Source organism: Microbacterium elymi (assembly GCF_021582895.2).
Classification (GTDB): domain Bacteria; phylum Actinomycetota; class Actinomycetes; order Actinomycetales; family Microbacteriaceae; genus Microbacterium; species Microbacterium humicola.
Genome location: NZ_CP091139.2, coordinates 1,160,504 through 1,184,597 on the forward strand (window position 1 = coordinate 1,160,504; position 24,094 = coordinate 1,184,597).

The 24,094-nt window shown below is 70.9% G+C and carries 22 protein-coding genes and 6 pseudogenes; 11 read left to right on the forward strand and 17 right to left on the reverse strand.

Translation table 11 applies throughout. The features are described 5' to 3' along the window. Positions 1 to 10: 10 nt before the first annotated feature. From L2X98_RS06170 to L2X98_RS06205, 7 genes and pseudogenes are all read right to left on the reverse strand, one after another. Complete coding sequence (locus tag L2X98_RS06170) at positions 11 to 529, reverse strand: ribose-5-phosphate isomerase (protein ID WP_259612668.1); 519 nt, start codon at positions 527 to 529, stop codon at positions 11 to 13. A 1-nt stretch (position 530) separates the two neighbouring features. Next, positions 531 to 2,279 (reverse strand): annotated as a pseudogene (locus tag L2X98_RS06175) (dihydroxyacetone kinase family protein). A gap of 135 nt (positions 2,280 to 2,414) precedes the next feature. Next, a pseudogene (locus L2X98_RS06185) lies at positions 2,415 to 3,430 on the reverse strand (D-ribose ABC transporter substrate-binding protein). Next, positions 3,420 to 4,598 (reverse strand): ABC transporter permease, encoded by a 1,179-nt coding sequence (locus tag L2X98_RS06190; protein WP_259612671.1) that lies wholly within the window; start codon positions 4,596 to 4,598, stop codon positions 3,420 to 3,422. Before L2X98_RS06190 ends, L2X98_RS06185 begins: the two are co-directional and overlap by 11 nt. A gap of 22 nt (positions 4,599 to 4,620) precedes the next feature. Further along, complete coding sequence (locus L2X98_RS06195; protein ID WP_259612672.1) at positions 4,621 to 6,153, reverse strand: sugar ABC transporter ATP-binding protein; 1,533 nt, start codon at positions 6,151 to 6,153, stop codon at positions 4,621 to 4,623. A gap of 4 nt (positions 6,154 to 6,157) precedes the next feature. Next, positions 6,158 to 6,826: a DUF2291 family protein gene (locus tag L2X98_RS06200; protein ID WP_259612673.1), complete on the reverse strand. Its 669-nt coding sequence runs from the start codon at positions 6,824 to 6,826 to the stop codon at positions 6,158 to 6,160. Then, on the reverse strand, positions 6,823 to 7,857 hold the full coding sequence (locus L2X98_RS06205) for a zinc-dependent alcohol dehydrogenase family protein (protein ID WP_259612674.1): 1,035 nt from the start codon (positions 7,855 to 7,857) through the stop codon (positions 6,823 to 6,825). The genes L2X98_RS06200 and L2X98_RS06205 overlap by 4 nt, the downstream gene beginning before the upstream one ends. 167 nt (positions 7,858 to 8,024) lie before the next feature. Here L2X98_RS06205 and L2X98_RS06210 point away from each other — a divergent pair, with 167 nt between their 5' ends. Beyond that, complete coding sequence (locus L2X98_RS06210) at positions 8,025 to 9,050, forward strand: NAD(P)-dependent alcohol dehydrogenase (protein WP_259612675.1); 1,026 nt, start codon at positions 8,025 to 8,027, stop codon at positions 9,048 to 9,050. 407 nt (positions 9,051 to 9,457) lie between these two features. On the opposite strand, the gene L2X98_RS06215 is transcribed toward L2X98_RS06210, so the two are convergent. The 3 genes from L2X98_RS06215 to L2X98_RS06225 all read right to left on the reverse strand — a co-directional run bounded on the left by L2X98_RS06215 (position 9,458) and on the right by L2X98_RS06225 (position 12,151). Next, positions 9,458 to 9,664, reverse strand: coding sequence for a hypothetical protein (locus tag L2X98_RS06215; protein WP_259612676.1), 207 nt, complete (start codon positions 9,662 to 9,664; stop codon positions 9,458 to 9,460). A gap of 410 nt (positions 9,665 to 10,074) precedes the next feature. Next, complete coding sequence (locus tag L2X98_RS06220) at positions 10,075 to 10,368, reverse strand: hypothetical protein (RefSeq protein WP_259612677.1); 294 nt, start codon at positions 10,366 to 10,368, stop codon at positions 10,075 to 10,077. Positions 10,369 to 11,236: 868 nt separating this feature from the next. Then, positions 11,237 to 12,151, reverse strand: coding sequence for a LysR family transcriptional regulator (locus L2X98_RS06225; protein WP_259612678.1), 915 nt, complete (start codon positions 12,149 to 12,151; stop codon positions 11,237 to 11,239). 88 nt (positions 12,152 to 12,239) lie between these two features. Between L2X98_RS06225 and L2X98_RS06230 the strand changes: the two genes are divergently transcribed. After that, positions 12,240 to 13,277 (forward strand): YeiH family protein, encoded by a 1,038-nt coding sequence (locus L2X98_RS06230; protein WP_259612679.1) that lies wholly within the window; start codon positions 12,240 to 12,242, stop codon positions 13,275 to 13,277. Between the two features lie 293 nt (positions 13,278 to 13,570). On the opposite strand, the pseudogene L2X98_RS06235 reads toward L2X98_RS06230, so the two are convergent. The 4 genes and pseudogenes from L2X98_RS06235 to L2X98_RS20260 form a co-directional block, all read right to left on the reverse strand. Then, positions 13,571 to 14,291, reverse strand: a pseudogene (locus L2X98_RS06235) (DUF72 domain-containing protein). Positions 14,292 to 14,361: 70 nt separating this feature from the next. Next, positions 14,362 to 15,615, reverse strand: a complete 1,254-nt coding sequence (locus L2X98_RS06240) for an amidohydrolase (RefSeq protein WP_259612680.1) — start codon at positions 15,613 to 15,615, stop codon at positions 14,362 to 14,364. Positions 15,616 to 15,665: 50 nt separating this feature from the next. After that, the gene (locus L2X98_RS06245) at positions 15,666 to 16,136 is read right to left on the reverse strand and encodes a trimeric intracellular cation channel family protein (protein WP_354002937.1); all 471 of its coding nucleotides are present in this window, start codon (positions 16,134 to 16,136) and stop codon (positions 15,666 to 15,668) included. Next, a pseudogene (locus L2X98_RS20260) lies at positions 16,120 to 16,353 on the reverse strand (TRIC cation channel family protein); the annotation flags it as partial. The gene L2X98_RS06245 and the pseudogene L2X98_RS20260, both read right to left, overlap by 17 nt. Positions 16,354 to 16,448: 95 nt before the next feature. Between L2X98_RS20260 and L2X98_RS20265 the strand changes: the two are divergent. The 6 genes and pseudogenes from L2X98_RS20265 to L2X98_RS06270 form a co-directional block, all read left to right on the forward strand. After that, positions 16,449 to 16,541: pseudogene (locus L2X98_RS20265) on the forward strand (NAD-dependent epimerase/dehydratase family protein); the annotation flags it as partial. A 295-nt stretch (positions 16,542 to 16,836) separates the two neighbouring features. Further along, positions 16,837 to 17,202 (forward strand): hypothetical protein, encoded by a 366-nt coding sequence (locus L2X98_RS06255; protein ID WP_259612682.1) that lies wholly within the window; start codon positions 16,837 to 16,839, stop codon positions 17,200 to 17,202. Between the two features lie 162 nt (positions 17,203 to 17,364). Next, positions 17,365 to 18,078 carry a sigma factor-like helix-turn-helix DNA-binding protein gene (locus tag L2X98_RS06260; protein WP_259612683.1) on the forward strand — a complete coding sequence of 238 codons (714 nt, stop codon included), beginning with the start codon at positions 17,365 to 17,367 and terminating at the stop codon, positions 18,076 to 18,078. A 118-nt stretch (positions 18,079 to 18,196) separates the two neighbouring features. After that, the gene (locus tag L2X98_RS06265; protein ID WP_259612684.1) at positions 18,197 to 18,433 is read left to right on the forward strand and encodes a hypothetical protein; all 237 of its coding nucleotides are present in this window, start codon (positions 18,197 to 18,199) and stop codon (positions 18,431 to 18,433) included. 75 nt (positions 18,434 to 18,508) lie between these two features. Further along, positions 18,509 to 18,583, forward strand: a pseudogene (locus L2X98_RS20270) (hypothetical protein); the annotation flags it as partial. Between the two features lie 58 nt (positions 18,584 to 18,641). After that, positions 18,642 to 19,268, forward strand: a complete 627-nt coding sequence (locus tag L2X98_RS06270) for an SDR family oxidoreductase (protein WP_354002938.1) — start codon at positions 18,642 to 18,644, stop codon at positions 19,266 to 19,268. Positions 19,269 to 19,509: 241 nt separating this feature from the next. Here L2X98_RS06270 and L2X98_RS06275 read toward each other — a convergent pair whose 3' ends face one another. Then, positions 19,510 to 20,247: an alpha/beta fold hydrolase gene (locus L2X98_RS06275; protein ID WP_259612685.1), complete on the reverse strand. Its 738-nt coding sequence runs from the start codon at positions 20,245 to 20,247 to the stop codon at positions 19,510 to 19,512. Positions 20,248 to 20,293: 46 nt separating this feature from the next. After that, on the reverse strand, positions 20,294 to 21,112 hold the full coding sequence (locus L2X98_RS06280; RefSeq protein WP_259612686.1) for an alpha/beta hydrolase: 819 nt from the start codon (positions 21,110 to 21,112) through the stop codon (positions 20,294 to 20,296). A 541-nt stretch (positions 21,113 to 21,653) separates the two neighbouring features. Here L2X98_RS06280 and L2X98_RS06285 point away from each other — a divergent pair. The 3 genes from L2X98_RS06285 to L2X98_RS06295 all read left to right on the forward strand — a co-directional run bounded on the left by L2X98_RS06285 (position 21,654) and on the right by L2X98_RS06295 (position 23,681). Beyond that, a complete protein-coding gene (locus tag L2X98_RS06285; protein WP_259612687.1) occupies positions 21,654 to 21,998 on the forward strand; it encodes a sigma factor-like helix-turn-helix DNA-binding protein in 345 nt (114 codons plus the stop codon). Positions 21,999 to 22,182: 184 nt separating this feature from the next. Then, positions 22,183 to 22,629, forward strand: a complete 447-nt coding sequence (locus L2X98_RS06290) for a MarR family winged helix-turn-helix transcriptional regulator (RefSeq protein WP_259612688.1) — start codon at positions 22,183 to 22,185, stop codon at positions 22,627 to 22,629. A 122-nt stretch (positions 22,630 to 22,751) separates the two neighbouring features. Continuing rightward, positions 22,752 to 23,681, forward strand: coding sequence for an SDR family oxidoreductase (locus L2X98_RS06295; protein ID WP_259612689.1), 930 nt, complete (start codon positions 22,752 to 22,754; stop codon positions 23,679 to 23,681). Between the two features lie 44 nt (positions 23,682 to 23,725). Here L2X98_RS06295 and L2X98_RS22640 read toward each other — a convergent pair whose 3' ends face one another. After that, entirely contained in the window at positions 23,726 to 23,983 is a 258-nt protein-coding gene (locus tag L2X98_RS22640) for a four-helix bundle copper-binding protein (RefSeq protein ID WP_494337239.1), read from the reverse strand. Between the last annotated feature and the right edge of the window lie 111 nt (positions 23,984 to 24,094).

The following is a 24,094-nucleotide window of genomic DNA, read 5'->3' on the forward strand; positions in this document are numbered from 1 at the left end:
CGCCCGCCCATCAGGCGGCGTCTCCGCCCGACCCGGTGCCGCTCGACCCGATGCCGCTCGACCCTGCGTCGCCGGACTCGTAGTCCTTGAGCACCGCGACCTTCGCGGCGGATGACGAGGACTCGTCGAACTCGTAGCCGAGCCATTCCTTCGCCAGGCGGCGGGCCAGCTCCAGCCCGACCACCCGCTGGCCGAAGGTGAGCACCTGCGCGTTGTTGCTGAGCACGCTGCGCTCGACGCTGTAGCTGTCGTGCGCGGTGACGGCACGGATGCCGGCGACCTTGTTCGCCGCGATCGCGACGCCCAGCCCCGTCCCGCAGACCAGCAGCGCGCGGTCGGCGTCGCCGGCGGCGACCTTCTCGGCCGCTGCGATCGCGACGGTCGGGTAGGGGGTGTGCGACTGCGCGTCCACGCCCACGTCGATCACCTCGGCCACCCTCGGATCGTTCTCGAGGTCGGCCTTCAGCGCCTCCTTGTACTGGAACCCCGCGTCGTCGGACCCGACGATCACGCGCCATGTGCGAGCCATCTCAGTTCTCCTTCTGTTCGTCTGCGTGCTCGTGGGCACGCTGCTCGGCCAGCAGAGCGGCCACCGCCGTCATCGCCAGCGCGAGCGAGACCGCGCCCGGGTCCGGCGTGCCCAGGCTCTTCTCCATGTGCGGACGGGCGCGACCCACCCGCGGCAGCAGGTCGGAGGTCGCGGCCGCCGCCGCGGTGGCCGCGGTCGCAGCATCCGTCCATGCCGCCGTCAGCCCGTCGCCGGCGTCGACCCGCTCGGCGAGGCGCTGGACGAACGGCACCAGCGCGTCCACGAGGGTCTTGTCGCCGACCTCGGCCTTGCCGAAGCCCTGCACCGCGTCGCGTGCGGCGGCGATGCCCTCGGCCACCGCGCGCGGCCCGGGCGCGTCGGCGTCGCCGAACCGCTCCCCGACCGCACGCAGCCCGTTCCCCACAGAGCCCCGGAGGTGCCGCCGGCCTTGTCCGCCCATGCGTCGCCGGCACGCGTCAGCACCGTGCCGGCACCCGCTCCGGCCGCCACCGCGTCGGCCGCGGCGGCGTCGGCGGCATGCGCTCCCCGCTGCATGCCGATGCCGTGATCGCCGTCCCCGGCGATGGCGTCCAGTCGGCCGAGCTCGTCGGCCTCCCGGTCGATCACCGCACGGATGGCGGACAGGGCGGATGCCGCGACCCGGCCAGCTGTCGCGGACTCCGGTGCTCCCGGCGGAATGGTCTCCTGCTCGCCCTGCTCCTCGGCGACGGCGGCGTCGCCGGTGGGCAGGTCGATGGCGCCCTTGCGATACGCGGGCGTGTAGGCGGGTGCGCGCCAGGCCTGCTCGAGGTCATCGTCGAGCCAGACCAGGGTGAGCGAGACGCCGGCCATCTCGAAGCTGGTGGCGTACTCGCCGACCTCCGGCTCGACGATCTGGATGCCGGCATCCTGCAGCGCCGCGGCGATCCCGCCGTAGAGCACGAACAGCTCCTCGGACTTGACCGAGCCCAGCCCGTTGACGATCACCCCGACGCGGTCGCCGGACGTGTCGGGGCGCTCGGCCAGGCAGCCGCTGCACCAGCAGCGCCGCCAGTTCGTCGGCGGTCGGCAGCGGCAGCGTCTCGATGCCGGGCTCGCCGTGGATGCCCATGCCGACGGCCATCTGGCCGGCGGGCACGGTGAACAGCGGCTCGCTCGCGCCCGGCAGCGTCGAGCCCGAGAACGCGACGCCCATCGAGCGGGTGCGGTCGTTGGCACGGGCGGCCAGCGCGGTGACCTGGTCCAGCGGCAGGCCCCGTTCGGCCGCCCATCCGGCCACGCGGAACACGACGAGGTCGCCGGCGATGCCGCGGCGCTTCTCGCTCTCGTCCGGGCCGGCGCTGCAGATGTCGTCGGTGACCCGCACCGTCTGGCACGGGATCCCCTCGGCGCGCAGCCGCTCCTGCGCCTGATCGAAGTTCAAGGCGTCGCCCGCGTAGTTGCCGTAGGTGAGCAGCACTCCGGCATCGGTGGCCACGGAGCGGGCCACCGAGTGCACCTGCTGTGCGCTGGGCGAGGCGAACACGTTGCCCATCGCCGCGCCGTGCGCGATCCCCGGACCGACGAGGCCGGCGAACGCGGGGTAGTGCCCGGATCCGCCGCCGATGACGACGGCGACCTCGCCGTCCGGCGTGGCCGCGGCTCGGGCGACCCCACCGCGCACCCGGCGCACGAGGCCGCGGTGGACCGCGACGAAGCCGTCCGCGGACTCATCGGCGAACTCGGCGGCATCGTTGAGTACGTAGCTCATGGTGTCCTTGTCGGATGTGGGCGGGCGAAGATGCTGCCGGATCGGATCGGATCCGGCGGGAGGTACCGGGGGCGGATGCGTGGCATCCGCCCCCGGCGCCGGCCGCACGGGAGCGCACGGCCGTCTGCGGACCGGTCAGCCGCTGTAGGTGAACGGACCGGTCATCTTGTCGACGTTGTCCTTCGTGATGAGGATGCAGTCGAAGGACTGCTTCTCCTGCGCCGGCTTCTTGCCGGTGCGGATGTACTCATCCAGCTGCTGGACCGCCTTCTGCGCGAACACGGCCACCGGCTCGAGCACCGTGTAGGCCAGCTCGCCGGACTTGATCGCGTCGACCGCGTCCGGCGATCCGTCGAACCCGCCGACGACGATGCCGCCCTTGGTGCCGTCCACGGACAGCTTCTTGCCGGCCTGCTTGATCGCGGCGATCGCACCGAGCGCCATCTCGTCGTTGCCCGAGATCACGGCGTTGATGTCGGGGTGCGCCTGCAGGATCGACTGCATCTTCTGCTGCCCAGCGCGCGGTCCCAGTTGGCGGTCTGCTGTGCGACCTTCTTCCAGTCCGGGTACTGCGAGATCACGGTCTTGTAGCCGTTCGACCGGGTCGCCGCGTTGTTGTCCGAGGGCAGGCCGAACAGTTCGGCGTAGCTGCCCTTGGTGCCGGCGGCCTTGATCCACTGCTGCGCGCCCAGGGCCGCACCCTGCGCGTTGTTGGAGACCAGCTGGCCCAGGGCGACGCCCTGCTCGTTGATCTCGGCGTTGACCAGGAACACCGGGATCTTCTTGGCCATGGCGCGCTTGATGTTTCCGATCGAGCCGTCGGCGTTGGCCGGGTCGAGGATGATGCCGGCGGCGTGCTTCGCGATCGCCGTGTCGATGATCGTCGACTCGGTGTTCACGTCGCCCTTGGACGCCGCGACGGATGCCGTGTAGCCGAGCTTCTCGGCCTCGGCCTGCGCGACGTTGCCCTCGGTCAGCCAGTACGGGTTGGACGGGTCGTTGACGACGATCTGGATGAAGCCGCCAGCCTTGCCGCCGCCGGCGCTCTCGGACGACGACGGGTTCGAGCCGCTCTGGCCGGAGCAGCCGGCCAGGGCCAGAACCGCGGTCAGCCCGAGGGCTGCGACCGCAGCGAATGATCTACGGGACATATCTGTTTCCTCTTCTTCTCTTCGGTGAGCAGGTGCCGGCGGTCAGCCGGCGTTCTCGGTGACGACTTTCTCGGCGGCGTCCGGTCCGCCCGCCGGTGGTGCGGCGGCGTCCGGCGGTGTCGCCGGGCCGGCCTTGCGACCCTTGCGCGAGCGCAAGCTGGATGCCGTTCAGCAGCACCGCGAGCACGATGACGGCGCCGGTGAACACGGTCTGCACGTAGGCGGAGATGCCCACGATGGTCAGGCCCGCAGCCAGGAAGCCGATCACGAAGGCGCCCAGCAGCGTGCCGCGCACGTTGCCGGTGCCGCCCATCAGCGACGCCCCGCCGATGACCACCGCGGCGATCGCGGTGAGCTCGTACGACGTGCCCTGGGTGGGTCCGGCGCTGGTCAGCTCGCTGGTGAGGATGACGCCGGCGATCGCGGCGCAGACGCCGGCGATCACGTAGGCGCGCACGCTGACCTTGCGCACCGGCACGCCCGACAGCTCGGCGGCCCGGCGGTTGCCGCCCTGCGCGTACAGCCAGCGGCCGTACACGGTGCGGCTGAGCAGCAGGCTGGCCGCGAGGCTGACCAGGACCATGATCCAGACCCCGACCGGGATGCCGAGGATCGAGTTGAACCCGAGCCAGGCGAAGCCGGTGTTTCCCAGCTCCTCCTTGCCGCCGAGGTTGTTCACGGTCAGGCCGTTGGTGGTCAGCTGGGCGAGGCCCCGCACGACGTACATGGTGCCCAGGGTGGCCACGAACGGGGCGACGTTCAGCCGCGCCACCAGCACGCCGTTCAGCAGTCCCACCAGGGCCCCGGCGGCCACCGCGAGGACCACCACCACCCACACCGGCGGGTAGAGGATCACCCCGCCGACCGGGAAGCCCTGCAGGGCGAGACCGGCGACCATGCCGGACAGTCCGAGCGTGGAGCCGACGGACAGGTCGATGCCGCCGTCCATGATCACCACCAGCATCCCGATCGCGAGGATCGCGTACACCGAGACCTGCTGGCACATCACGATGATGTTCGACAGGGTCGGGAACGCGGCGGGCGCGAGGAACGAGAAGACCGCGAAGATCACCACGAGCGCGAGGAAGGCCCGCGCTTCGAGGAGGACCGCGGCGGGCGTGAGCCCTTGGAATGGGCGGCGCTTGCCGGACAGGAGTGCTTCAGCCATGAGATTTCCTTAGGGACGGGGGCTAGGCCCCGACGACCGCTTCACCGGAGGCGGCCATGATCTGTTCCTTGGTGACGGTGGGATCGAACTCGGCGACGATGCGGCCGCGCGCCATCACGACGATGCGGTGTGCGATGCTCAGGCATTCGCCGACCTCGCTGGTGGAGTAGACGACGGCAAGGCCGGTGCGGGCGCGCTGGGCGACGAGCTTGAAGACCTCGGCCTTGGCGCCGACGTCGATGCCGCGGGTGGGCTCGTCCAGCAGCAGCACCTTCGGCCCGGTGGAGACGATCTTGCCGATCACCACCTTCTGCTGGTTGCCGCCGGACAGTGAGCCGATCGGGGCGCCGCCGCCGTCGGTCTTCACGTGCACGTCGGCGATCGCGTCGGCGCTGTGCGCCTTCTCCTGCGCGCGGGAGACGAACACGCCCTTCACGAACGTGCTGACCGCGGCCAGCGAGATGTTGCGACCGACGCTGAGGGTCGGCACCAGACCGTCGCGCTGGCGGTCCTCCGGCACGAGGCCCAGGCCTGCGGCGAGCCGGTCGCGCAGGCTGAGATTGGTGATCTCGCCCTTGCTCATCCGGACCGCTCCGCCCACCGTGGGGCGACGTCCGGCGACGGCCTCGAGCAGCTCGGTGCGGCCGGCGCCCATCAGTCCGTAGATGCAGACGATCTCGCCCTCGCGCACCTGCAGCGACACCTGGTCGACCAGCATCCGGTCCGGCTCCTTCGGATCGGCGACGCTGACGTCGTCGATGTCGAGGGCGACGGGGCCGAACTCGTACCCGACCGGCGGCGAGCCCAGGTCGAAGTGCTCGCCCACCATGTTGCGGACGATCCACTCCAGGTCGATCTCGTCCGCCGGCGCCTTCGCGGTCATCGCGCCGTCGCGCAGGACGACGGCCTGGTCGGTGACCTGGAGCGCCTCCTCCAGATGGTGCGAGATGTAGACGATCGCCACGCCCTTGCTGGTCAGGTCCTCGATCACCCGGAACAGGATCTCGACCTCGTTGGCCGACAGCGCCGAGGTGGGCTCGTCCATGATGAGGATGCGCGAGTCGGCCAGCAGCGCCCGGGCGATCTCGATCAGCTGCTGCTCGCCGAGCCGCAGCTCGGACACGAGCACGTGCGGGTCGATGTCCAGTCCGAGGTCGGACATCGCCTCGCGGCTGCGCTGCTCCTGCCGGCGGTAGTCCACGCCCAGCCCGCGGCGCAGCTCGCGGCCCATGAACAGGTTGTCGCGCACGGAGATGTTCGGCGACAGGCTCAGCTCCTGGTGGATGATCGAGATGCCGTGTGCGCGCGCGTCGTTGGTGTCGGCGAACGTCACTTCGGCGCCGTCGAGCAGGATCGTCCCGTCGGTGGGCTGTTCCACACCGGACAGGATCTTCATCAGCGTCGACTTGCCGGCGCCGTTCTCGCCGAACAGGGTGGTCACCGTGCCCGGGTACACGTCGAAGTCCACGCCCTTCAGCGCGCGCACTCCGCCGTAGTTCTTGACGATGTGCCGGGCCGACAGGACCGGCTCTCCGAGCTGCTGTGGCGCGTTCATGCGATCACTTCTCCACCGTGATCTGCGACGGCGTCACGTTCCACTGCTGCGGGTTGATCAGGGTGAACGCCCCCTCGACCTTCACGGTCTGGCCCTCGAGCCCGGAGGCGTCCATCTTGGCGAGGTTCTTCTTCAGCTCCTCATTGATGGCGGCCCCGGCATCCTGGTACTGGATCTGGTTCTCGAAGTCGTTCAGCGTCACCGTGCCGGTCACGTCGCGCAGGTCGGTGCCGTTGACGGCCGGGCCCAGCTGCAGGCCGACCTTGATGTCGTCGGGCAGGCCGGTGACGGTGATCGGCGTGTAGCCGGATGCCGGGATCGTGCCGACCACGCCGGTGAACGTCACCGGGATGATGTAGGTCGCCCCGTCCGCCGATTTGCCGTACTGCTTCGCGGCAGCGGCGGCATCCGCCTTCACCGCCGTCGCCAGGGTGGACGCGTCCACCGCGTTCTTGGCGATGTAGTCCTGGATCTTCGGGAACTGCGTGGCCCCGTACTCGGCCGCGTTGAACTGCTGCGTGCCCTGGGCGAGCTCCGAGTCCTTGGGCACGACCTTGGTGCTCAGAGCCATCGCGATCACGAGGAGCACGAGTACGCCGATCCAGATCAGGCGCTTGACCAGGGGGCTGAGGCCCTTGCGCTTGACCGCGACGGAGGTGGTGGCGGCGCTCATGGGATCAGCACCCGGGACTCGCTGTCGTTCGGGCGGATCTGGAGCTTGCGCCCGGTGCCCGCGCGGAACATGTCCAGCGCCTCGGCGTAGTCGTCCAGCGTGAACGAGTGGCTGATCATGGCCTGGGCGTTGATCGCGCCCGCCTCGAACAGCTCGACGGCGCGGCCGAACGAGTTGAGCACGGCCATCGTGCCGACGATCGAGATCTCGTCGCGGTACACGCGGAACGGCGAGAACTGCGCCGTCCGGTCGGCCGGCGCCACGCCGAAGTCCTGGAAGAAGCCGGCGGGCTTGACGCGGGTCAGGGCGTCTTCGATCGCGCGGATGTTGCCGGTGCAGTCGATGACCACGTCCCACTTCTCGCGGTCGGCCTGATCGGCGCTGGTGTAGCGGTTCTGGATGCCGCACTCGGCGGCGACCTGCAGTCGGTCCTCGTTCAGGTCGACGATGCTCACCGTCGAGGCGCCGGCCCGGCCCGCGAGCTGCGCCATGAGCAGGCCCATCGTGCCGGCGCCGTAGACCAGGACGTGGTCGCCGAGGCGACGGGGCAGGACGTCCCAGCCGCGGATGGCGCAGGCCAGCGGCTCGATGAGGGCGGCCTGGTACAGGTCGGTCTCGGGCTTGAGCTTGTACACGTTGGTGGACGGCGCGGTGAAGAACTGCTGCGAGGCACCGTCGGAGGCGACCACGCCCAGGCCATTCCACTTCGGGCAGAGGTTCTGGTGGCCGTTCAGGCAGAACTCACACTCCCCGCAGGTGGTGCTGGGGTTGATCGCGACCTGGTCGCCGACCTGGAAGTCGTAGACGCCGTCGTTGACGCCCTCACCGAGCGCCACGATGGTGCCGGTGGCCTCGTGCCCGGGAACCAGGGGGAAGACGGTCCCCTCGAACTCGCCGTCGAAGACGTGCGTGTCGGTGCCGCAGATGCCCACCGCCGCCGTTTCGATCAGGATCTGCTTGTACCCCGGTTCGGGGACCGGCCGTTCTTCGAGAGTGAGCTCACCCTCGGCGGCGAATACAACTGCGCGCATCTTTGCTCCCGTTCGCGGCGCGGCCACCGTTACGGGCGGTGGTCGTTCACCTCGTGTTATTTTCAACGTGATCTTGTCACATGATCACGTTAGATACACCATAGGAACAGTGGCGCACGGATGTCAACACACCGTGTCCGACTCGTGACCGAACAGAGGAGCCGACGATGCCCGTCCCCCAGAACATGCGCGCTGCGGTGCTCGCGCAGGCCGGTGAGATCCGCCTCGGGGAGCGGCCGGTGCCGGTCCCGGCGGCCGATGAGGTCCTGGTCCGAGTGACCGCGGTCGGGGTGTGCGGATCCGACGTGCACTTCTACCACGAGGGCCGCCTCGGCGACTGGGTCGTGGACGAGCCGCTCGTGCTCGGACACGAGTCCGGCGGCGTGATCGTCGCGGTCGGGTCGGGCGTGGACCCGACGCGGATCGGCGAGCGCGTCTCGGTCGAGCCGCAGCATCCGTCGCCGTCGTCGGCCGAGACGCTGCGCGGCGACTACAACCTCGACCCGCAGATGCGCTTCTATGCGGTGCCCGGGACCGACGGAGCGTTCCAGGAGTACGTCACGATCCAGGGCCACTTCGCCCACCGTGTGCCGGACAGCGTCAGCGACCACGCCGCGGCGCTGCTCGAGCCGCTGTCGGTGGCGATCGCCGCCGGGCGCAAGGCCGGGTTCGCCGTGGGTTCGCGCGTGCTCGTGACCGGTGCGGGCCCGGTGGGCCTCGCCGTGGCGCAGGTCGCCCGGGCGGCGGGCGCCGCCGAGGTGATCATGACCGACATCAGCCCGGCCCGGCGCGAGGCGGCGCTCCGGTTCGGCGCGACATCCGCGCTCGACCCGGTGGCCGAAGCGGACGCCGTGGCCGGTGCCGCGGTCGATGCGTTCGTGGATGCCTCCGGCGCCGGTGCCGCGGTCCGGGCCGGGATCGACGCACTGCGACCGGCGGGACGAGCGGTGCTGGTCGGGATGGGCCTGGCCGAGCCCCTGCCGGTGACCCGGATCCAGAACAACGAGCTGGTCGTGACCGGCGTGTTCCGCTATGCGAACACGTGGCCGACGGCGGTGGCCCTGGCCGCCGACGGCCGGGTCGATCTGGACGCCATGGTGACCGGGACCTACGGCCTGGCCGACGTGCGCGCCGCCCTGGAGTCGACGACGGCGCCCGGCACGATCAAGAGCGTGGTCGAGCCGCAGCGCTGAGCCGGGGAGGGTTGCGCTGGGCCGCGAGGGTTGCGCTGAGCCGGAGGGTTGCGCTGAGCCGGAGGGTTGCGCTGGGCCGGAGGGTTGCGCTGGGCCGGGAGGTTGCGCTGAAGGTCCGGATGAGCCGCAGAAGGGGCAGAGACCCGACGCGGCGGGGGCTGAGGGTGGGGATCCGCCACCCTCGGCCGGGAGCCTGCCCGACGGGCAGTTCGACGACGCCGAGATGCCGACCACCGACGGCGAGCCGGCGGAACGCGACCCCCGTCCCGATCCTCCGGCGAAGCACGCCGACCGCAGCTGAGCCACACTCGGGGTGCGGGAGCCCGGGGCCCGTTTCGACTGCGCCGGTCTCCGGCATCCGCGTCGTGGATCGATCGGGCGCCCGGCCGCGGCGCCGTGACGAGGCGTCAGCGCGCGCGGCGACGTCGCCGCAGGCGGCGGGCCCGGGAGACGGCGCGCAGACGACGGATGCCGCGGCCGATGCGCTCGTGGAGGACCCAGTACGCGGCCAGCGCCAGCAGGGCGAACGGGAGCAGTTCGGGTGCGAGCAGGAACGTGCCCAGCAGCGCCTCCAGACCCTCGAAGCCGACGACGGCGGCCGCGCCGAGGATCATCCAGGTGTTCAGCCTCCACAGCGGCGCGGCCCACAGCTCGCATTCGACGACGGGCTCGTAGCCGGAGCAGGCGGAGGCGACGCCGCAGACGGCCGCGGCGAGTGCACGGGGTGGACCGGGTGGCGAGAGAACGGAGAGAAGACATGGCGATGCTTTCGTGAGAGAACGAACACGGATGCGTGTGCCGCCTCGCTGCCGCAGGCCTGCGGCATCCAATCCGTCGTCGTGCATGCCGCATGCGGCATGCATCGAGCGGAGCAAGGCTGACCCGAGCATGTATGCGCGTCAGCGCGACCGTGTCAGCGCGGTGATCGGCACCGGACTGGCGTCAGCACGCGCGTCAGCGCAGTGTCGTCAGCGCAGTGTTGTCAGCGCAGTGTCGTCAGCGCAGGCATGTCGACGCGGTGTCGTCAGCGCAGGGCGAGGCGGCCGAGCACGACGCCCGGGGCGCGGGGACCGCGACCTCCGTCGGGGCGGCGCGTCGTCGCCCGTGGCACGGCGAGGCGGAAGAACGGCTCGCGCTCGGTCGCGGGGATGGATGCCGCAGCCAGTCGGCGGACCACGGTGGCCAGCACCGCGGCTGCCACGATCGACAGGACGGCGAGAGCCAACAGGGTGGCAATCAGCATCGTCAGCGAGGTGGAGTGCAGTTCGAGCCAGGCCCAAGTCGACAGCGCGATGACGCTCTGTGACAGCAGGTCCACGCTCGTCCTCGTCTCGCTCTGTGTCGTCGGATCCCCGGGTGTGCCCATTGTGCCACGGCCGCCCGCCAGGCCGCCCATCTGTCTGCCGGCCTGCGGGCCTGCGGGCGAATGCCGTGCCTGCGGGCCTGCGGGCCGCGGGCCTGCGGCCGATGCCGGGCCGTCGTGACGCCGTCCGCGCCCGCGTCCTCGGCCGCGGCCTCGCGCCGGCGAGCTCCCCAGGTCGTACGCGCTAGCGTTTTCCGCATCCGCGCATGATCCTTTCGGGCGCGAACACCGAAAACGACAGCGCGAGCATGGGCCACCACCCAAACGACAGCGCAAGCCGGAAACGACCGCGCAACCGGGTCGCGCGCACACTCCCCCGCGTCGCGCTAGCGTTTTCCGCATCCGCGCATGATCCTTTCGGGCGCGAACACCGAAAACGACAGCGCGAACGTGTGCCACCACCCAAACGACAGCGCCAGCCGGAAACGTGCGCGCCAGCCAGCCGCCCGCCCACTCCCCCGCGTCGCGCTACCGTTTTCCGCATCCGCGCATGATCCTTTCGGGCGCGAACACCGAAAACGACAGCGCGAGCATGGGCCACCACCCAAACGACAGCGCCAGCCGGAAACGTGCGCGCCAGCCGGAAACGTGCGCGCCAGCGGGTCGCGCGCCCACTCCCCGCGTCGCGCTAGCGTTTTCCGCATCCGCGCATGATCCTTTCGGGCGCGAACACCGAAAACGACAGCGCGAGCATGGGCCACCACCCAAACGCCAGCGCCAGCGCCAGCGCCAGCGCCAGCGCCAGCGGAAAACGACAGCACGATCCGACGCCGAGGCCCGCGCCCGGAGTGACCCCCCGCCGTCGCCGCCCGCCACAGGGCGGTCAGGGGCCGGAGGGCGGAGCCGGGGGCGCGGCGGCGATCTCGACCAGCATCCGGGATGCCCCACGGACGGCAGCACCCCGCCACAGGGCGGTGAGGGGACGGGTGACCGGATCCCCGGCGATCTCCACCCGGCGCACGCGGCCGAGGGCGACCTCGTCCGCGACGGCCAGCTCGCTGAGCACGGCGGGCGCGACTCCGGCCGCGACGGCCGAGAGCACCGCGACCGTGGTGGCCAGTTCCAGCGCGGGATCGGCCGGCTCCGCTCCCATCCGTTCCCGCACCGCCAGCTCGTAGCCGGTCCGCGTGCCACTGCCGCGCTCGCGCGCGACCAGCGGCATCCGCGCCAGCGTCGGCAGGTCGATTGCTCCGGTCCAGGCATGCCCGGGCGGCACCACCACGACCAGCCGATCCACGGCGACCGTCGTCGAGCCCAGGTCGGAGGGCACCAGCGGGCTCTCGATGAACCCGAGGTCCAGCATCCCGTCGCGCAGCAGCCGCGCGATCTCGACACTGTTGCCCGAGCGCAGGCGCACGGCGGTGGCATCCTTCCCTGCCGCCAGCTGGCGCTCGCGCAGCTGCAGCATCCACCGCGGCAGCAGCCAGGCGGCGATCGTCTGGCTTCCGCCGACGGTGAGGGTCCGCTCGGGCGAGGCGTGCAGCAGGTCCAGCGCCGCGCCGAGCTTCTCGGCCGCGGCCAGGACGTCGCGCGTCCAGGCGACCACCGATTCTCCGTCGGAGGTCAGCCGCGCACCCTGCGGCGACCGCACGAACAGCTCGACGCCCATTCTCTGCTCGACCGCACGCACCCGGGTCGAGACCGCCTGCTGGGTCACGCGCAGTTCGCGGGCCGCCGCCGACATGCTGCCGGTGCGGGCCACAGCATCCACCAGTTCCAACGCCGCGAGCTCCGGCACCCGTCCACGCATCACAACCTCCGCTTGTATCGCCACAGACTATCCCCGCCTACCGCCGCGCCACCCGGCTTGCGCAACGATGGAGCACGTGCAGCTCTCGCCCGTCGTCACCCTTCCGCATCGACTCGGAACCCGCGCCGCGGCCGTCTGGCCCGGCGTCGCCGTCTGCGTGGTGATCGCCGCAGTGGCCACCGTCGCCGGGCACTTCGTGCCGATCCTGGGTGCCGCCGTGCCGGCGATCGTGATCGGCGTCGTCATCACGCTCATCCGTCGTCCCGCCGAACGGCTGCGGCCGGGCATCGCGTACAGCTCGAAGTTCCTGCTGCAGTGCGCCGTGGTGCTGCTGGGCGCGCAGCTGTCCTTGGGGAGCATCGCCCGGGTAGGACTCGAGTCGCTGCCGGTCATGCTGTCGTCGCTGGCGGTGTGCCTGGCCGGCATGTGGATCATCGGCCGGGCCCTGCGCATCGAGCCGCGCCTGCGCACCCTCATCGGCGTCGGCACCGGCATCTGCGGCGCCTCTGCCATCGCCGCCGTCGCGCCGGTGATCGGGGCGGCCAGCAGCGAGATCGCCTACGCCGTCTCGACGATCTTCCTCTTCAACGTGCTCGCGGTGGTCATCTTCCCCGCCGTCGGACACCTGCTGTCGATGGATCCGCACACGTTCGGACTGTTCGCCGGCACCGCCGTCAACGACACCAGCTCGGTGGTCGCGACAGCCAGCGTGTTCAGCGCCGCCGCGCTCGGCTACGCGGTGGTCGTCAAGCTCGTCCGCACGCTGATGATCATCCCGATCACGGTCACGCTCGCCGCCGTCGAGGCACACCGCAGCGCCTCGTCGGGCATGTCGCTGCGGAAGGTCGGAACGCTCGTCCCGTGGTTCCTCATCGGGTTCCTCGTCGTGGCCGTGGTGAATTCGCTCGGGGTCATCCCCTCGGGCGCCCAGGACTTCCTCGTGCAGGCGAGCATCTTCCTCATCGCGGTGGCGCTCGCCGCCATCGGACTCTCGACGGATGTCGCGGCCCTCCGCCGCGCCGGCTGGCGCCCGCTGCTCCTGGGCGCGATCCTCTGGATACTCGTCGCCGTGACCTCGCTGCTGGTGATCTGGGCCACCGGCGGCCTCGCCTGAGCCGCGGGGTGGCGCGTCCGGCGCGGCATCCCGGCACCCGGCATCCCGGCACCCGGCACCAAGCACCCGGCCCCTGGCACCCGGGCGCGGCATCCCGGCACCCGGCACCCGCGCAGCACCGTGACTCGTCAGAAGGGGTCGGAATCCTCGCACGAATTCCAGCCACTCGCGGCAAGTCACCGCTCGATGCGCGTGATGAACTTCCCGCTCACACAGGGCGACCGGCTCGGTGCACGCCCGGTGTGCCGCACCGCGACCCGGCGCGGCGCACGGGCCGCGACCGCCGGGCCGCCTCACCCGACCAGCGCGCGCACGCGACGGGCATCGCGCACGGCGGCGCCCCCGAGGTCGTTGTTGAAGGAGGCGACCACATCGTGTCCCGATCCCCGCCACCGGCCGATCCGGTCTGCCCAGCGCTCGAGTTCCGCATCCGAGTACGAGTCCGTGTACAGCTTGCTCCGGGTGCGGCCCGTGGAAGCGCAGATACACCGTCTCGGCCGTCGCCCGCGGCACGCACGGCAGCCCGGCCCCGCTCATCACGCAGTACGCCGCGCCGCGGCTCTCCAGCAGCGCGTACACCGCGTCGTCGTCCCAGGACGGATGCCGCAGCTCCACCGCCACGCGGATCTGCGGCGGCATCGCCGCCAGCAGCGCCGCCAGCCGCTCGTCGTCGCGCTCGGTGGCGGCAGGAAGCTGGAACAGGAGGAACCCGGCGCGGTCGCCGAGCGCCGCCATGCCGTCCGCGAGCCGCGGCATCCACTCCTCCGGATCGCGCAGCCTCCGCGCATGCGTCAGTCCGCGCGGCGCCTTGACCGTGAACAGGAACCCTTCCGGCACCCGATCGCGCCACGTCGCGAACATCTCCGCACGGGGCCAGTGATAGAAGCTGGCGTTCAGCTCCACAGTGTCGAACTCGTCCGCGTACACCTCCAGCCGCCGCGCGGCCGGCGTTCCCGGCGGATACAGCACGCCCCGCCAGTGGTCATAGCTCCACCCCGACGTGCCGATCCGCACGTCGCCGCCCCGGCGGCCACCACCGCGCACGCCGTCGCGGCCCCGGCCGCCGCCCCGCACGACGCCGCCCTCAGACGCCGATCCACGCACCGGCCGCGACCAGCAGCGCCTCGGTGCCGGTCTGCAGCGTCGGCTGCATCACGGGCAGGAACAGCGGTGAGTGGTTCGCCGGGATGTCGGAGTCGACCGTCCCCGCCTGCACCGCGGCATCCCACTGCTGCGGGTCCGTGCCGCCGACCGACCAGTACACGTACGGCACGCCCAGCGCGCGCGGGAGGTCGCTGAAGTCCTCGCTCGCCGTCTGCAGCGCCATCTGCTCGGCACGCTCGCCGAAGTGCGCGGCGAACGCCCCCGCGACGCGCGCCGTGGCGGCCGGGTCGTTCGACGTGAGCGGAAAGCTGTCGAACACCTCGAACTCGGGCTCGCGGGTCGCGCCGCTGGCCGCGCACTCGGCGCGCACGATCCGCTCGACGGCGTCGCGCAGCCGCTGCCGGGTCTGGTCGGTGTAGCTGCGCATGTTCACCTCGAGCACCGCCTCGTCCGGGATGATGTTGCTCTTCGACCCGGCATGCATCGACCCGACCGTCAGCACGGCCGGCTCGGTCGGCGCGATCTCGCGGGCGACGACGGTCTGCAGCCGCACGACGATCATGGATGCCAGGACCACCGGATCGATCGTGTTCTGCGGCATCGACCCGTGCCCGCCGCGTCCGAACACCCGGATCCGCATGCTGTCGGCCGCCGACAGCACCGGCCCTTCCCGCGTCAGCGCACGTCCCGATGGGCCCCGCAGCACGTGCTGGGCGAGGGCGACATCCGGTCTCGGGATGCGGTCGGCCAGGCCGTCCTCGATCATCCCGCGGGCGCCGTCGCCGGTCTCCTCGGCGGGCTGGAACAGCGCGATCACCGTGCCGCGCCACGCCTCGGGGCGCGCGGCGAGCAGCCGTGCCGCGCCGAGCAGACACGCGACGTGCACATCGTGCCCGCACGCGTGCATCACCGGGACGGTCTGGCCCGCGGCATCCGTCGCTTCGACCGTGCTCGCGTACGCGGCCCCGGTGGCCTCGCGGATCGGCAGCGCGTCCATGTCGGCGCGCAGCAGGACGGTCGGGCCGTCACCGCCGACCAGCACCCCGACGACGCCCGTGCCGCCGACGCCCTGCTTGAGGCGGTAGCCCCACGAGGTCAGCAGCCGCGCGACCTCGGCTGCGGTGCGGGTCTCGTCGTGCGACAGTTCGGGATGCCGGTGCAGGTCGCGATACGTGTCCTCCTGGTCGGCGCGGATCGATCCATACTGCGCGACGAGGTCTGTGAAAGCCGACATGGATGCCTCCCCCGGCGTCGCTCCACGGGCGCCCGAGCGTCACGATACGCCTAGGGACGCGGGTGGAACCACGGCCCGCGCGCGTGCGGGATCCGCCACCGGAATCGCAGCGACAGCACCCGGAACGCGAACACGAGCGCGGTCACCGCATACAGTGCGATCGGCCCGTACCAGCCGACGTACCAGAGGCCGGCGATCAGGACGGCACCGATGAACGCGGGAACGGCGTACAGGTCGTTCGGATTGAACAGCTGCGGGTCGCGGTTGGCCACGACATCCCGCATCAGTCCACCGCCCACGCCGGTCGTGACCCCGAGCAGGATCGCCGCGATCGGGTTCATCCCCGCCGTCAGCGCCGTGACCGTGCCGGTCGTGCAGAAGACGGCGAGTCCGGCGGCATCGAAGACGAGCAGCGTGCGCGAGTAGCGCTTGCACGAGGCCGCTGAGGAAGAACACGAGTACGGCCGCGAGCACCGGCGGGGCGAAGTGGATCGGCTGGGCGAATGCGGCCGGGGGCGCACCGATGACGAGGTCGCGGATGACGCCGCCGCCCAGGCCGGTCAGCGATCCCAGCAGCAGGGACGCGACGATGTCGAAGCCGCGCCGCGCGGCCAGCAGGCTCCCCGAGATGGCGAAGAAGAACGTGCCGAGCAGGTCCAGTGCCAGTCCCCACGTCACACGAGCACCTCCCGGTCGGGGCCAGTGTATCCGGCCGTGCAGGGGGCGCGGATGCGGCATCCGGTGGCCCGCTCACGCCGCCGCTGTCACAGATCGTGGGGCCGCCCGGTCACCCCTGTGGATGCCGCGGCCGGCGCGGCGGAGAGGGCGAGGACATGCGGATCACGGTGGTAGGCGGCACGGGACTCATCGGAACCCGACTCGTGTGGCGACTGAAGGCCGACGGGCACGATGTGGTCGCGGCGGCCCGTGCCACCGGCGTCAACTCGTACACGGGCGAGGGACTCGCCGACGCCCTGGCAGGCGCCGACGTCGTCGTCGATGTGTCGAACTCGTCGTACCTCGACGAGCGCGGTGCCCAGGACTTCTTCTATGCGTCGACCTTGAACCTGCTGACGTACGGGGCGGCGGCCGGTGTCGGACACCACATCGCCCTCTCGGTCGTCGGCACCGACCGGCTCGCGGCCGGCCAAGGCGGGTATTTCATCGCCAAGGCGCAGGCAGCAGCGCCTCATCGTCGAATCGGGCCGACCGTTCACCATCGTGCACGCGACGCAGTTCTTCGAATTCGTCCGCAGCATCGCCGAGCAGGCCACCGTCAGCGGCATCACCCACGCGGCCGATGTGCTCATCCAGCCGATGGCTGCCGACGACGTCGCCGCGGCGGTCGCCGCCGCCGTCCGCGGCGGACCGGCGCAGGGCATCGTCGAGAACGCCGGCCCGGAGGTGTTCGAGCTGCGCGAGCTGCTCAGCCGCGATCTGCGCTTCCGCTCCGACCCGCGGCAGGTGGTCGCCGACCCGCTGGGAACGTACTTCGGCGCTGCTCTCGGCCGAGAGGATCTGCTGCCGGGCGCCGATGCGAGACTGTCCACGACACGATTCGCCCAGTGGCAGGAGGGAACGCGGTGAGCGACGACCTCGACCTCGCGGCGGCCCAGTTCGCCGAACACCGCCGTCGGCTGTTCGGCATCGCCTACCGGATGCTGGGCACCGTCGCCGATGCCGAGGACGTGCCTGCAGGACACCTGGATCCGGTGGCAGACCACGGACCGATCGGCCGTCCGCGAGCCGGTGGCGTTCCTGACGACGGTCACGACGCGACTGGCGATCAACGCGCTGCACTCCGCACGGGTGCGTCGCGAGACGTATATCGGCCCGTGGTCGCCCGAGCCGGTGAACACGGAGGACGATCCGGGTCTGGGTGCCGAGCGCGCTGAGGCGCTCGAATACGCGGTGCTGATCCTGCTCGAGAAGCTCACCCCGACCGAGCGGGCCGCATATGCGCTGCGCGAGGCGCTCGACTATCCGTACGACCGCATCGCGGACGTCGTCCAGACCACGCCCGTCGCCGCCCGCCAACTCGTCAGCCGCGCCCGCAAGCACCTCGCGTCCGAGCGTCAGGCGAAGGCGGATGCCGCTGCCCACCGTCGCCTGCTCGAGGCCTTCCTGGCCGCGGCCCAGCGCGGCGACACCGCACGGCTGGAGGCGCTGTTCGTCGACGACGTCGTCAGCTACACCGATGGCAACGGCGTCAAGCTCGCCGCCCGGATCCCGGTGCGCGGTCGCGCGCGCGTGGCGAAGTTCGTGGCGGCGTTCTCGAGCCACTTCTGGAAAGCCAAGCGGATCGACTGGGTGACCGTCAACGGCCTGCCCGGCGCCGCGCTCGTGCAGGACGGAGTGGTCACCACCATGCTCACTGTCCACGTGGGCGTTGACGGCATCCACCAGCTGCTGTGGATCATGAGTCCCGACAAGCTGCGCCACGTGACCGCGACCGGGCTGTGATGCGTCGCCGGCACGCCGGCGCGGACGCGGCAGCTCAGCGCCTGCTGGCGGCGTGGCAGGCACGGGACGCCGCAAGCCGTGACTGCCGTCCTGCACCGCCGCACTTCGCTGACCGCCGATGGCGTGGGCACTCTCACCGAGCCGGTCCGCGGCGCTGCCGATGTCACCGCGACGCTGCGATCTGACCGACGGCGCCGGTCGCCTTGAGCTCGCCGAGGCCACCGGGATGCCCGCGATCCTGCTGCGCACGCCGGGCGGCGGGGTGCGCGGGGTGGTGGTCGTCGAGTCGCGCCGACACCTGGTCATCCGGCTCTGGGCGATGTTCAACCCGGCCAAGCTGACGATGTGGACCTGACGGTGTCACAGCGGGCCGCGGCATCCGGTCACCACTGCAGAGCGCGCATCCGCGCGCGAAGCGAGAGGAAATGACATGGCACGCATCGTCGTCGTCGGCGGCACCGGACTGATCGGATCGAAGGTCGTCGACAAGCTCACGGCCCACGGACACGACGCGGTGGCTGCCCGCGCCGAGCACCGGGGTCGACACCATCACCGGCGAAGGCGTGGCGGCAGCGCTCGCCGGCGCCGACGTCGTCGTCGACGTCTCGAATTCGCCGTCGTTCGAGCAGCGGGCGGTGCTCGACTTCTTCACGACCTCGACCACGAACCTGCTCGAGGCCGAGAAGGCCGCCGGCGTCGGACACCACGTCGCGCTGACCATCGTCGGCACGAACCGTCCGCAGCAGATCCCGTACTTCGCCGCGAAGATGGCCCAGGAGCTGATCATCCGCGAGTCGGGCATGCCGTACTCACTGGTGCACGCGACCCAGTTCTTCGAGTTCCTCGGCAGCATCGCCGACATCTCCGTGGTCGGCGGCGAGATCCGCCTTCCGGGCGCGCTGTGCCAGCCGATCGCCGCGGCGGATGTCGCGACCGCTGTCGCCCAGACCGCGGCCGGGGCGCCCGTGAACGGCGACATCGAGATCGCCGGGCCCGAGCAGTTCGGGCTCGACGAGTGGATCCGCCGCGGGCTGGCCTTCCGGAAGGACCCGCGTCGGGTCGTGCGCGACGACACGGCCCCGTACTACGGCGCCGCGATCGATGAGCGCACGCTCGTCCCCGTGGACGGCGCCCGCATCTTCGCGACGACGCTCGAGGAGTGGCTGCCCGCGAACCCCCCGCGCAAGTAGCCGTCGGGACGAGGGCGCCGCGCATGGTCTGCGCGGCGCCCTCGTGCTGTGGGCTCGCGCGGCTCCGGGCGGCATCCTTGCGCTGGTTCTTGTGCTCCTTGAGCGACCCCGGTGTCTGCCTTCTGGAGACTCACCAGTTGATCCGCCCCGGGGATCAACTGGTGAGTGCACACGACACATGACCGTCGCCGCCCGGGACGGGAGTCTCCGGACGGCGACGGGATCTGCGACCCGCGGCCGGTCACGCCGGCGTGAGCGAGGCGATGTACGCCTTCCCGGCCTCGGCGATGGTCGCCGCGACGGCATCCGGCTGCGACACCGAGATCGCGTGCGATGCGCCGGCGATCTCGGTGATGCCGCGCGAGGCCGCGCGGGCGGCACCGGCGCGGTGGACGGCGACGGGGATGTTCAGATCGGCGTCGCCGAACACGTGCCACGACGGAATGCTCTTCCACGCCGGGTGCGCGGTCGGCAGCGGTTCGGACAGCGCCGCCTCGGTCACCGGGCGCTGGGTGACGGCCATCACGGCCGCCTCGTCCGCGGCCACGTCCGCGGCGAACTGGTGCGCGAACACCTCCTGGCGGATGGCGAACTCGTTGCCGCCGGTGGCCACCGGGGAGGCGTTCAGCGCCGCGCCGAGCGTGCTGCCGGGCGCGCTGGTGGACAGCTCGAACGCGCTCTGGCCGGTGTCGGGCACGAACGCGGCGACATAGACGAGGCCGACGACCGCGTCGTTGTCCGCGGCGGCTTCGGTGATCACCATGCCGCCGTACGAGTGGCCGACGAGGATGACGGGGCCGCCGATCGCCGCGATCACATCGTGCACGTACGCGGCGTCACCGGACAGACTGCGCAGCGGGTTGGCCGCCGCGACGGTCTTCACATCGTGCTCGCGCAGTCGCGCGATCACGCCGCTCCACGAGGCCGACTCGGCGAAGGCGCCGTGAACCAGGACGACGGTGGGCTTGCTTTCGGACATTTTCTTCTTCTCTCTATTGGGGGTGGATGTCACCGTGTGGTGGATGTCACGCGCGGCCGAGAGCCTTGCGCAGGATGTGCACGGCCTGCTCGACCGCGGCCGTGGTCGCCGCGGAGGGCCGCAGCGGGTTCAGCATCATGAAGTCGTGGATCGTGCCGTCGTAGCGCACGAACGTGGTGCGCACGCCGGCCTGGATGAGCTTGCGCGCGTAGGCCTCGCCCTCGTCACGCAGCACGTCGTTCTCGTCGACGATGAGGAACGTCTCGGGCAGGCCCCTCAGGTCGTCGACGGGTGCACGCAGCGGCGAGGCCGTGATGCCCTTGCGCGCATCGAAATCGGGCAGGTAGCAGTCCCAGAACCACGCCATCGCCGCGGCGGTCAGGTGATACCCCTCGGCGAACTCGGTGTAGCTGGGGGTGTCCATGGCCGCATCGGTCACGGGGTAGTACAGCGACTGGTGCACGAACACCACGTTGCCGCGGGTCTTGGCCAGGAGCGCGACGACGGCGGCCATGTTGCCGCCGACCGAGTCGCCGGCGATCGCCATCCGCGAGGCATCCAGCCCCTTCTCGGCGCCGGAATCGGTGATCCACTGTGCCGTCGCGTAGGCCTGTTCGATGGCGACGGGGTGCTGCGCTTCAGGCGAGCGATCGTATTCGACGAAGACCACGGCCGCCTCAGCGCCGCTTGCCAGCTCTCTGACGAGCCGGTCGTGCGTGCCGGCGTTGCCGAGCACCCAGCCACCTCCGTGGATGTAGAGCACAGTCGGCAGCGTGCCGACGGCGCCGGCCGGACGCACGATGCGCACGCGCACGTCACCGACGCTCGCGGGCACGGTGATCCACTCATCGACGACCGCGGGCATCTCGATCGGGCTGCCTGCACACCGTCGAGGAGTGCACGGGCACCGTCGACGCCGCGATCGGCCAGGGCCGGCGGTGCGGCAGCAGCCTCGGCGAAGGCGCGCGCTTCCGGCTGAAGGATGTGATCGAGCATTTCTGCTCCTTTCCTGTAGGGGATACAGGGCAGACCTGGCAACCCGACCTCTTGTGACAGCGACGCCCGATTTCATGACACTATTTATATGCTTCCTATTTCCTCGTGCACGATGTATTCTGCCGATCAGAGAAGAAGTGAACGGACGCCGACCCCAGTCATCCAGGCTCCCGCCGGCGTCGCACGACGGGAGCTCATCATGGCCATCGAGACACCGGAATCGCGGCCGGACGACGGATTGTCCGACTTCATCGCCGCACGAGGAGGCATCTTCGCGGCGGCCTATCGGCTGACCGGCCGGGCCGGCGACGCGGAAGACGCCGTGCAGGAGACCTGGCTGCCGATGGCAGCGCCACGATCGCAGCGGCGTGCGGAACCCTGCCGCGTTCCTGGCGACCACTGCGCGCCATGTGGCGATCAACGAGCTGACCAGCGCGCATGCCCGACACGAGGTGGCCACTGCCGAATGGCAGGACTGCGCCGCGCGCGAAGACGACCCCGCCACCCATGCGGAGCGCACCGCAGCGCTGGATGCGGCCGCGGCGAGACTCGCCGCGCATCTCACGCCCGCCGAGCGGGCGGCGTTCGTGCTGCGGGTGGGTTTCGACTACCCCTACGCGCGGATCGCGGCATTGCTGGAGACATCGGCAGCGGAGCCCGTCAGCTCGTCAGCCGGGCTCGGCGCGACCTTCTGTGCGCACCCGCACGGTCCGAGCCCGGCAGCGTCGCGCACCGCCACCTGCTGCGCGAACTGATCTTCGCGTGTCGCACGGGCGACCTCGAGCGTCTCGAGATGCTGCTTCGACGCGATGCCGGTCTCGGCACCCGGCGACGCCGAGACCCCGCTGCAGGCCGATCCGTGCACGCGGGATGAGGGGTCGACAAATTCACTCGTACACAATGTGATCGCATACGATGGATCGGTGTTATCGTCGTGATGTGACCGATCCCGAATCCCCGAACATCGCCCTGGATGACATGGTCTGCTTCAACCTGCACGCGGCGTTCCGCGCGGTGACGGCGGTGTACCGGCCGCTGCTCGAGCCTCTCGGCCTGTCGTACCCTCAGTACCTCGTGTTGGCGGTGCTCTGGGACCAGGGCGACGTGCCGGTCGGCGATCTGGTCGGGCGCCTGCAGTCCGATTACGGCACCATCACGCCATTGGTCAAGCGGATGGAGCAGCAGGGGCTGGTCACCCGCACCCGCAATCCGAAGGACGAGCGGTCCGTCGTGGTCTCCACCACTCCCGCCGGGCAGGCACTCAGCGAGCACGCGCCGCAGATCTACCGCACCATCACCGAGACGTTCGGGTTCACTCCCGAACGCGCGGAAGTCGCCCTCGACGTACTCCGGTCCATCTCCTCGCGGGCTTTGAAGACCGCCTGATCCGTCACATCACCCGCCGGCATCCGGTCACTTCTGGCGAACGGGTCGAGACACGACCCCGGACGGGAGACGGACTCATGCGCATCGTGGTCTTGGGCGGTACCGGACATATCGGCAGACTCGTGGTGGACCGACTGGAGAGGCGGGCCGAGGCCGTGGTCGTGGCATCCCGCCGCACCGGTGTCGATGGCGTGACGGGTGTGGGGCTCGACCATGCCCTCGCACTCGCGGACGCCGTCATCGACGTGACGAATGCGCCCCACCCGGATGGAGACGGGGCTCGTGACTTCTTCACGACGATGACCGCCCGGACGATCGAGGCGGGGTTGGCCGCCGGTGTACGCCACCACGTCATGCTGTCGATCGTCGGCGCCGATCTTCCCGAAGGCGACGGCCACTTCGCCGCGAAGGCGGCGCAGGAACGAGTCTGCTGCTGGCCGATCGAGACGAACGCTTCGTCGTCGCGGATGAGAATGCTCGCCCGCACGGATTCAACATCGCGTCATCGGTTCTGCTGCCCGGCGACGATGCGATCGTCGGCGAGACGACCCTCGACACCTGGATCCGTGAGCCGCGGCGGCATTGAGCGCGCCACCCTCCCCCTCACCGGGTCCGGGTTTTGTTTCGCCCCGTTGCGGCCCGCTTCGGGATGCCGCCGGCTCCGCCTACTCTCGAGGGATCCCGATCAGAAGGAGATCCCCGTGAACACGCCGCCGACCCGCACAACGCCCCTCTCGGTGCGTGAGCGTGTGGCGTGCATGTGCCAGCACGGCGATGTGTGCTCCTCGTTCGCCCCGGGGCACGCGCTGCATCTGATCCAGGCGCGCCTCGCGTCGGCGACGCCGGCCGAGTGGGTCGACGCCGTCGTGACGGACGTGGATGCCGCGGCCGGCGTGCTCACCGCGCACGCGCTGGACGGCACCCGGCACACCGTGTGGAACGCGGGCGGCGCCGCACTCGAGGCGGCGCCCGGCACCCCCGTCGCACTCCACGTGCGCTATGGCGTGCTGGCCGTCGGCCGCACGCAGTTCAACGTCGCGCTCGCCGCGTGACGACGCGCGTCGCGTGACGATGCGACTTCGCTGACGGCCGCAGCTCAGGCGGCCGCCATCATCGCGTCGCGCATCTTGCCGCAGGCATCCATGCACGCCTTGCACGACTGCGCGCACATGCGGCAGACCTCACTGTGGTCGGCGTGCTCCATGCACGCGTCCATGCACATCTGACACATCGCCACGCACGCGTCGAGCATCGCCATCATCGCCGCCGGCGTCATGCCCTGCATCCGCATCATCCCGCGCATCATGGTGTTGCACATGTCTGCGCAGTTCATACATGCCGGGGCGCAGTCCATCAGCTTGCATCGAGCACACGGTGCACGCCTGCTCGCACGCCGAGCAGGCGTCCATACACTCCTGCATCATGGCCATGTCCATGGCGGGCATGCCGGGCATCGACATCATGT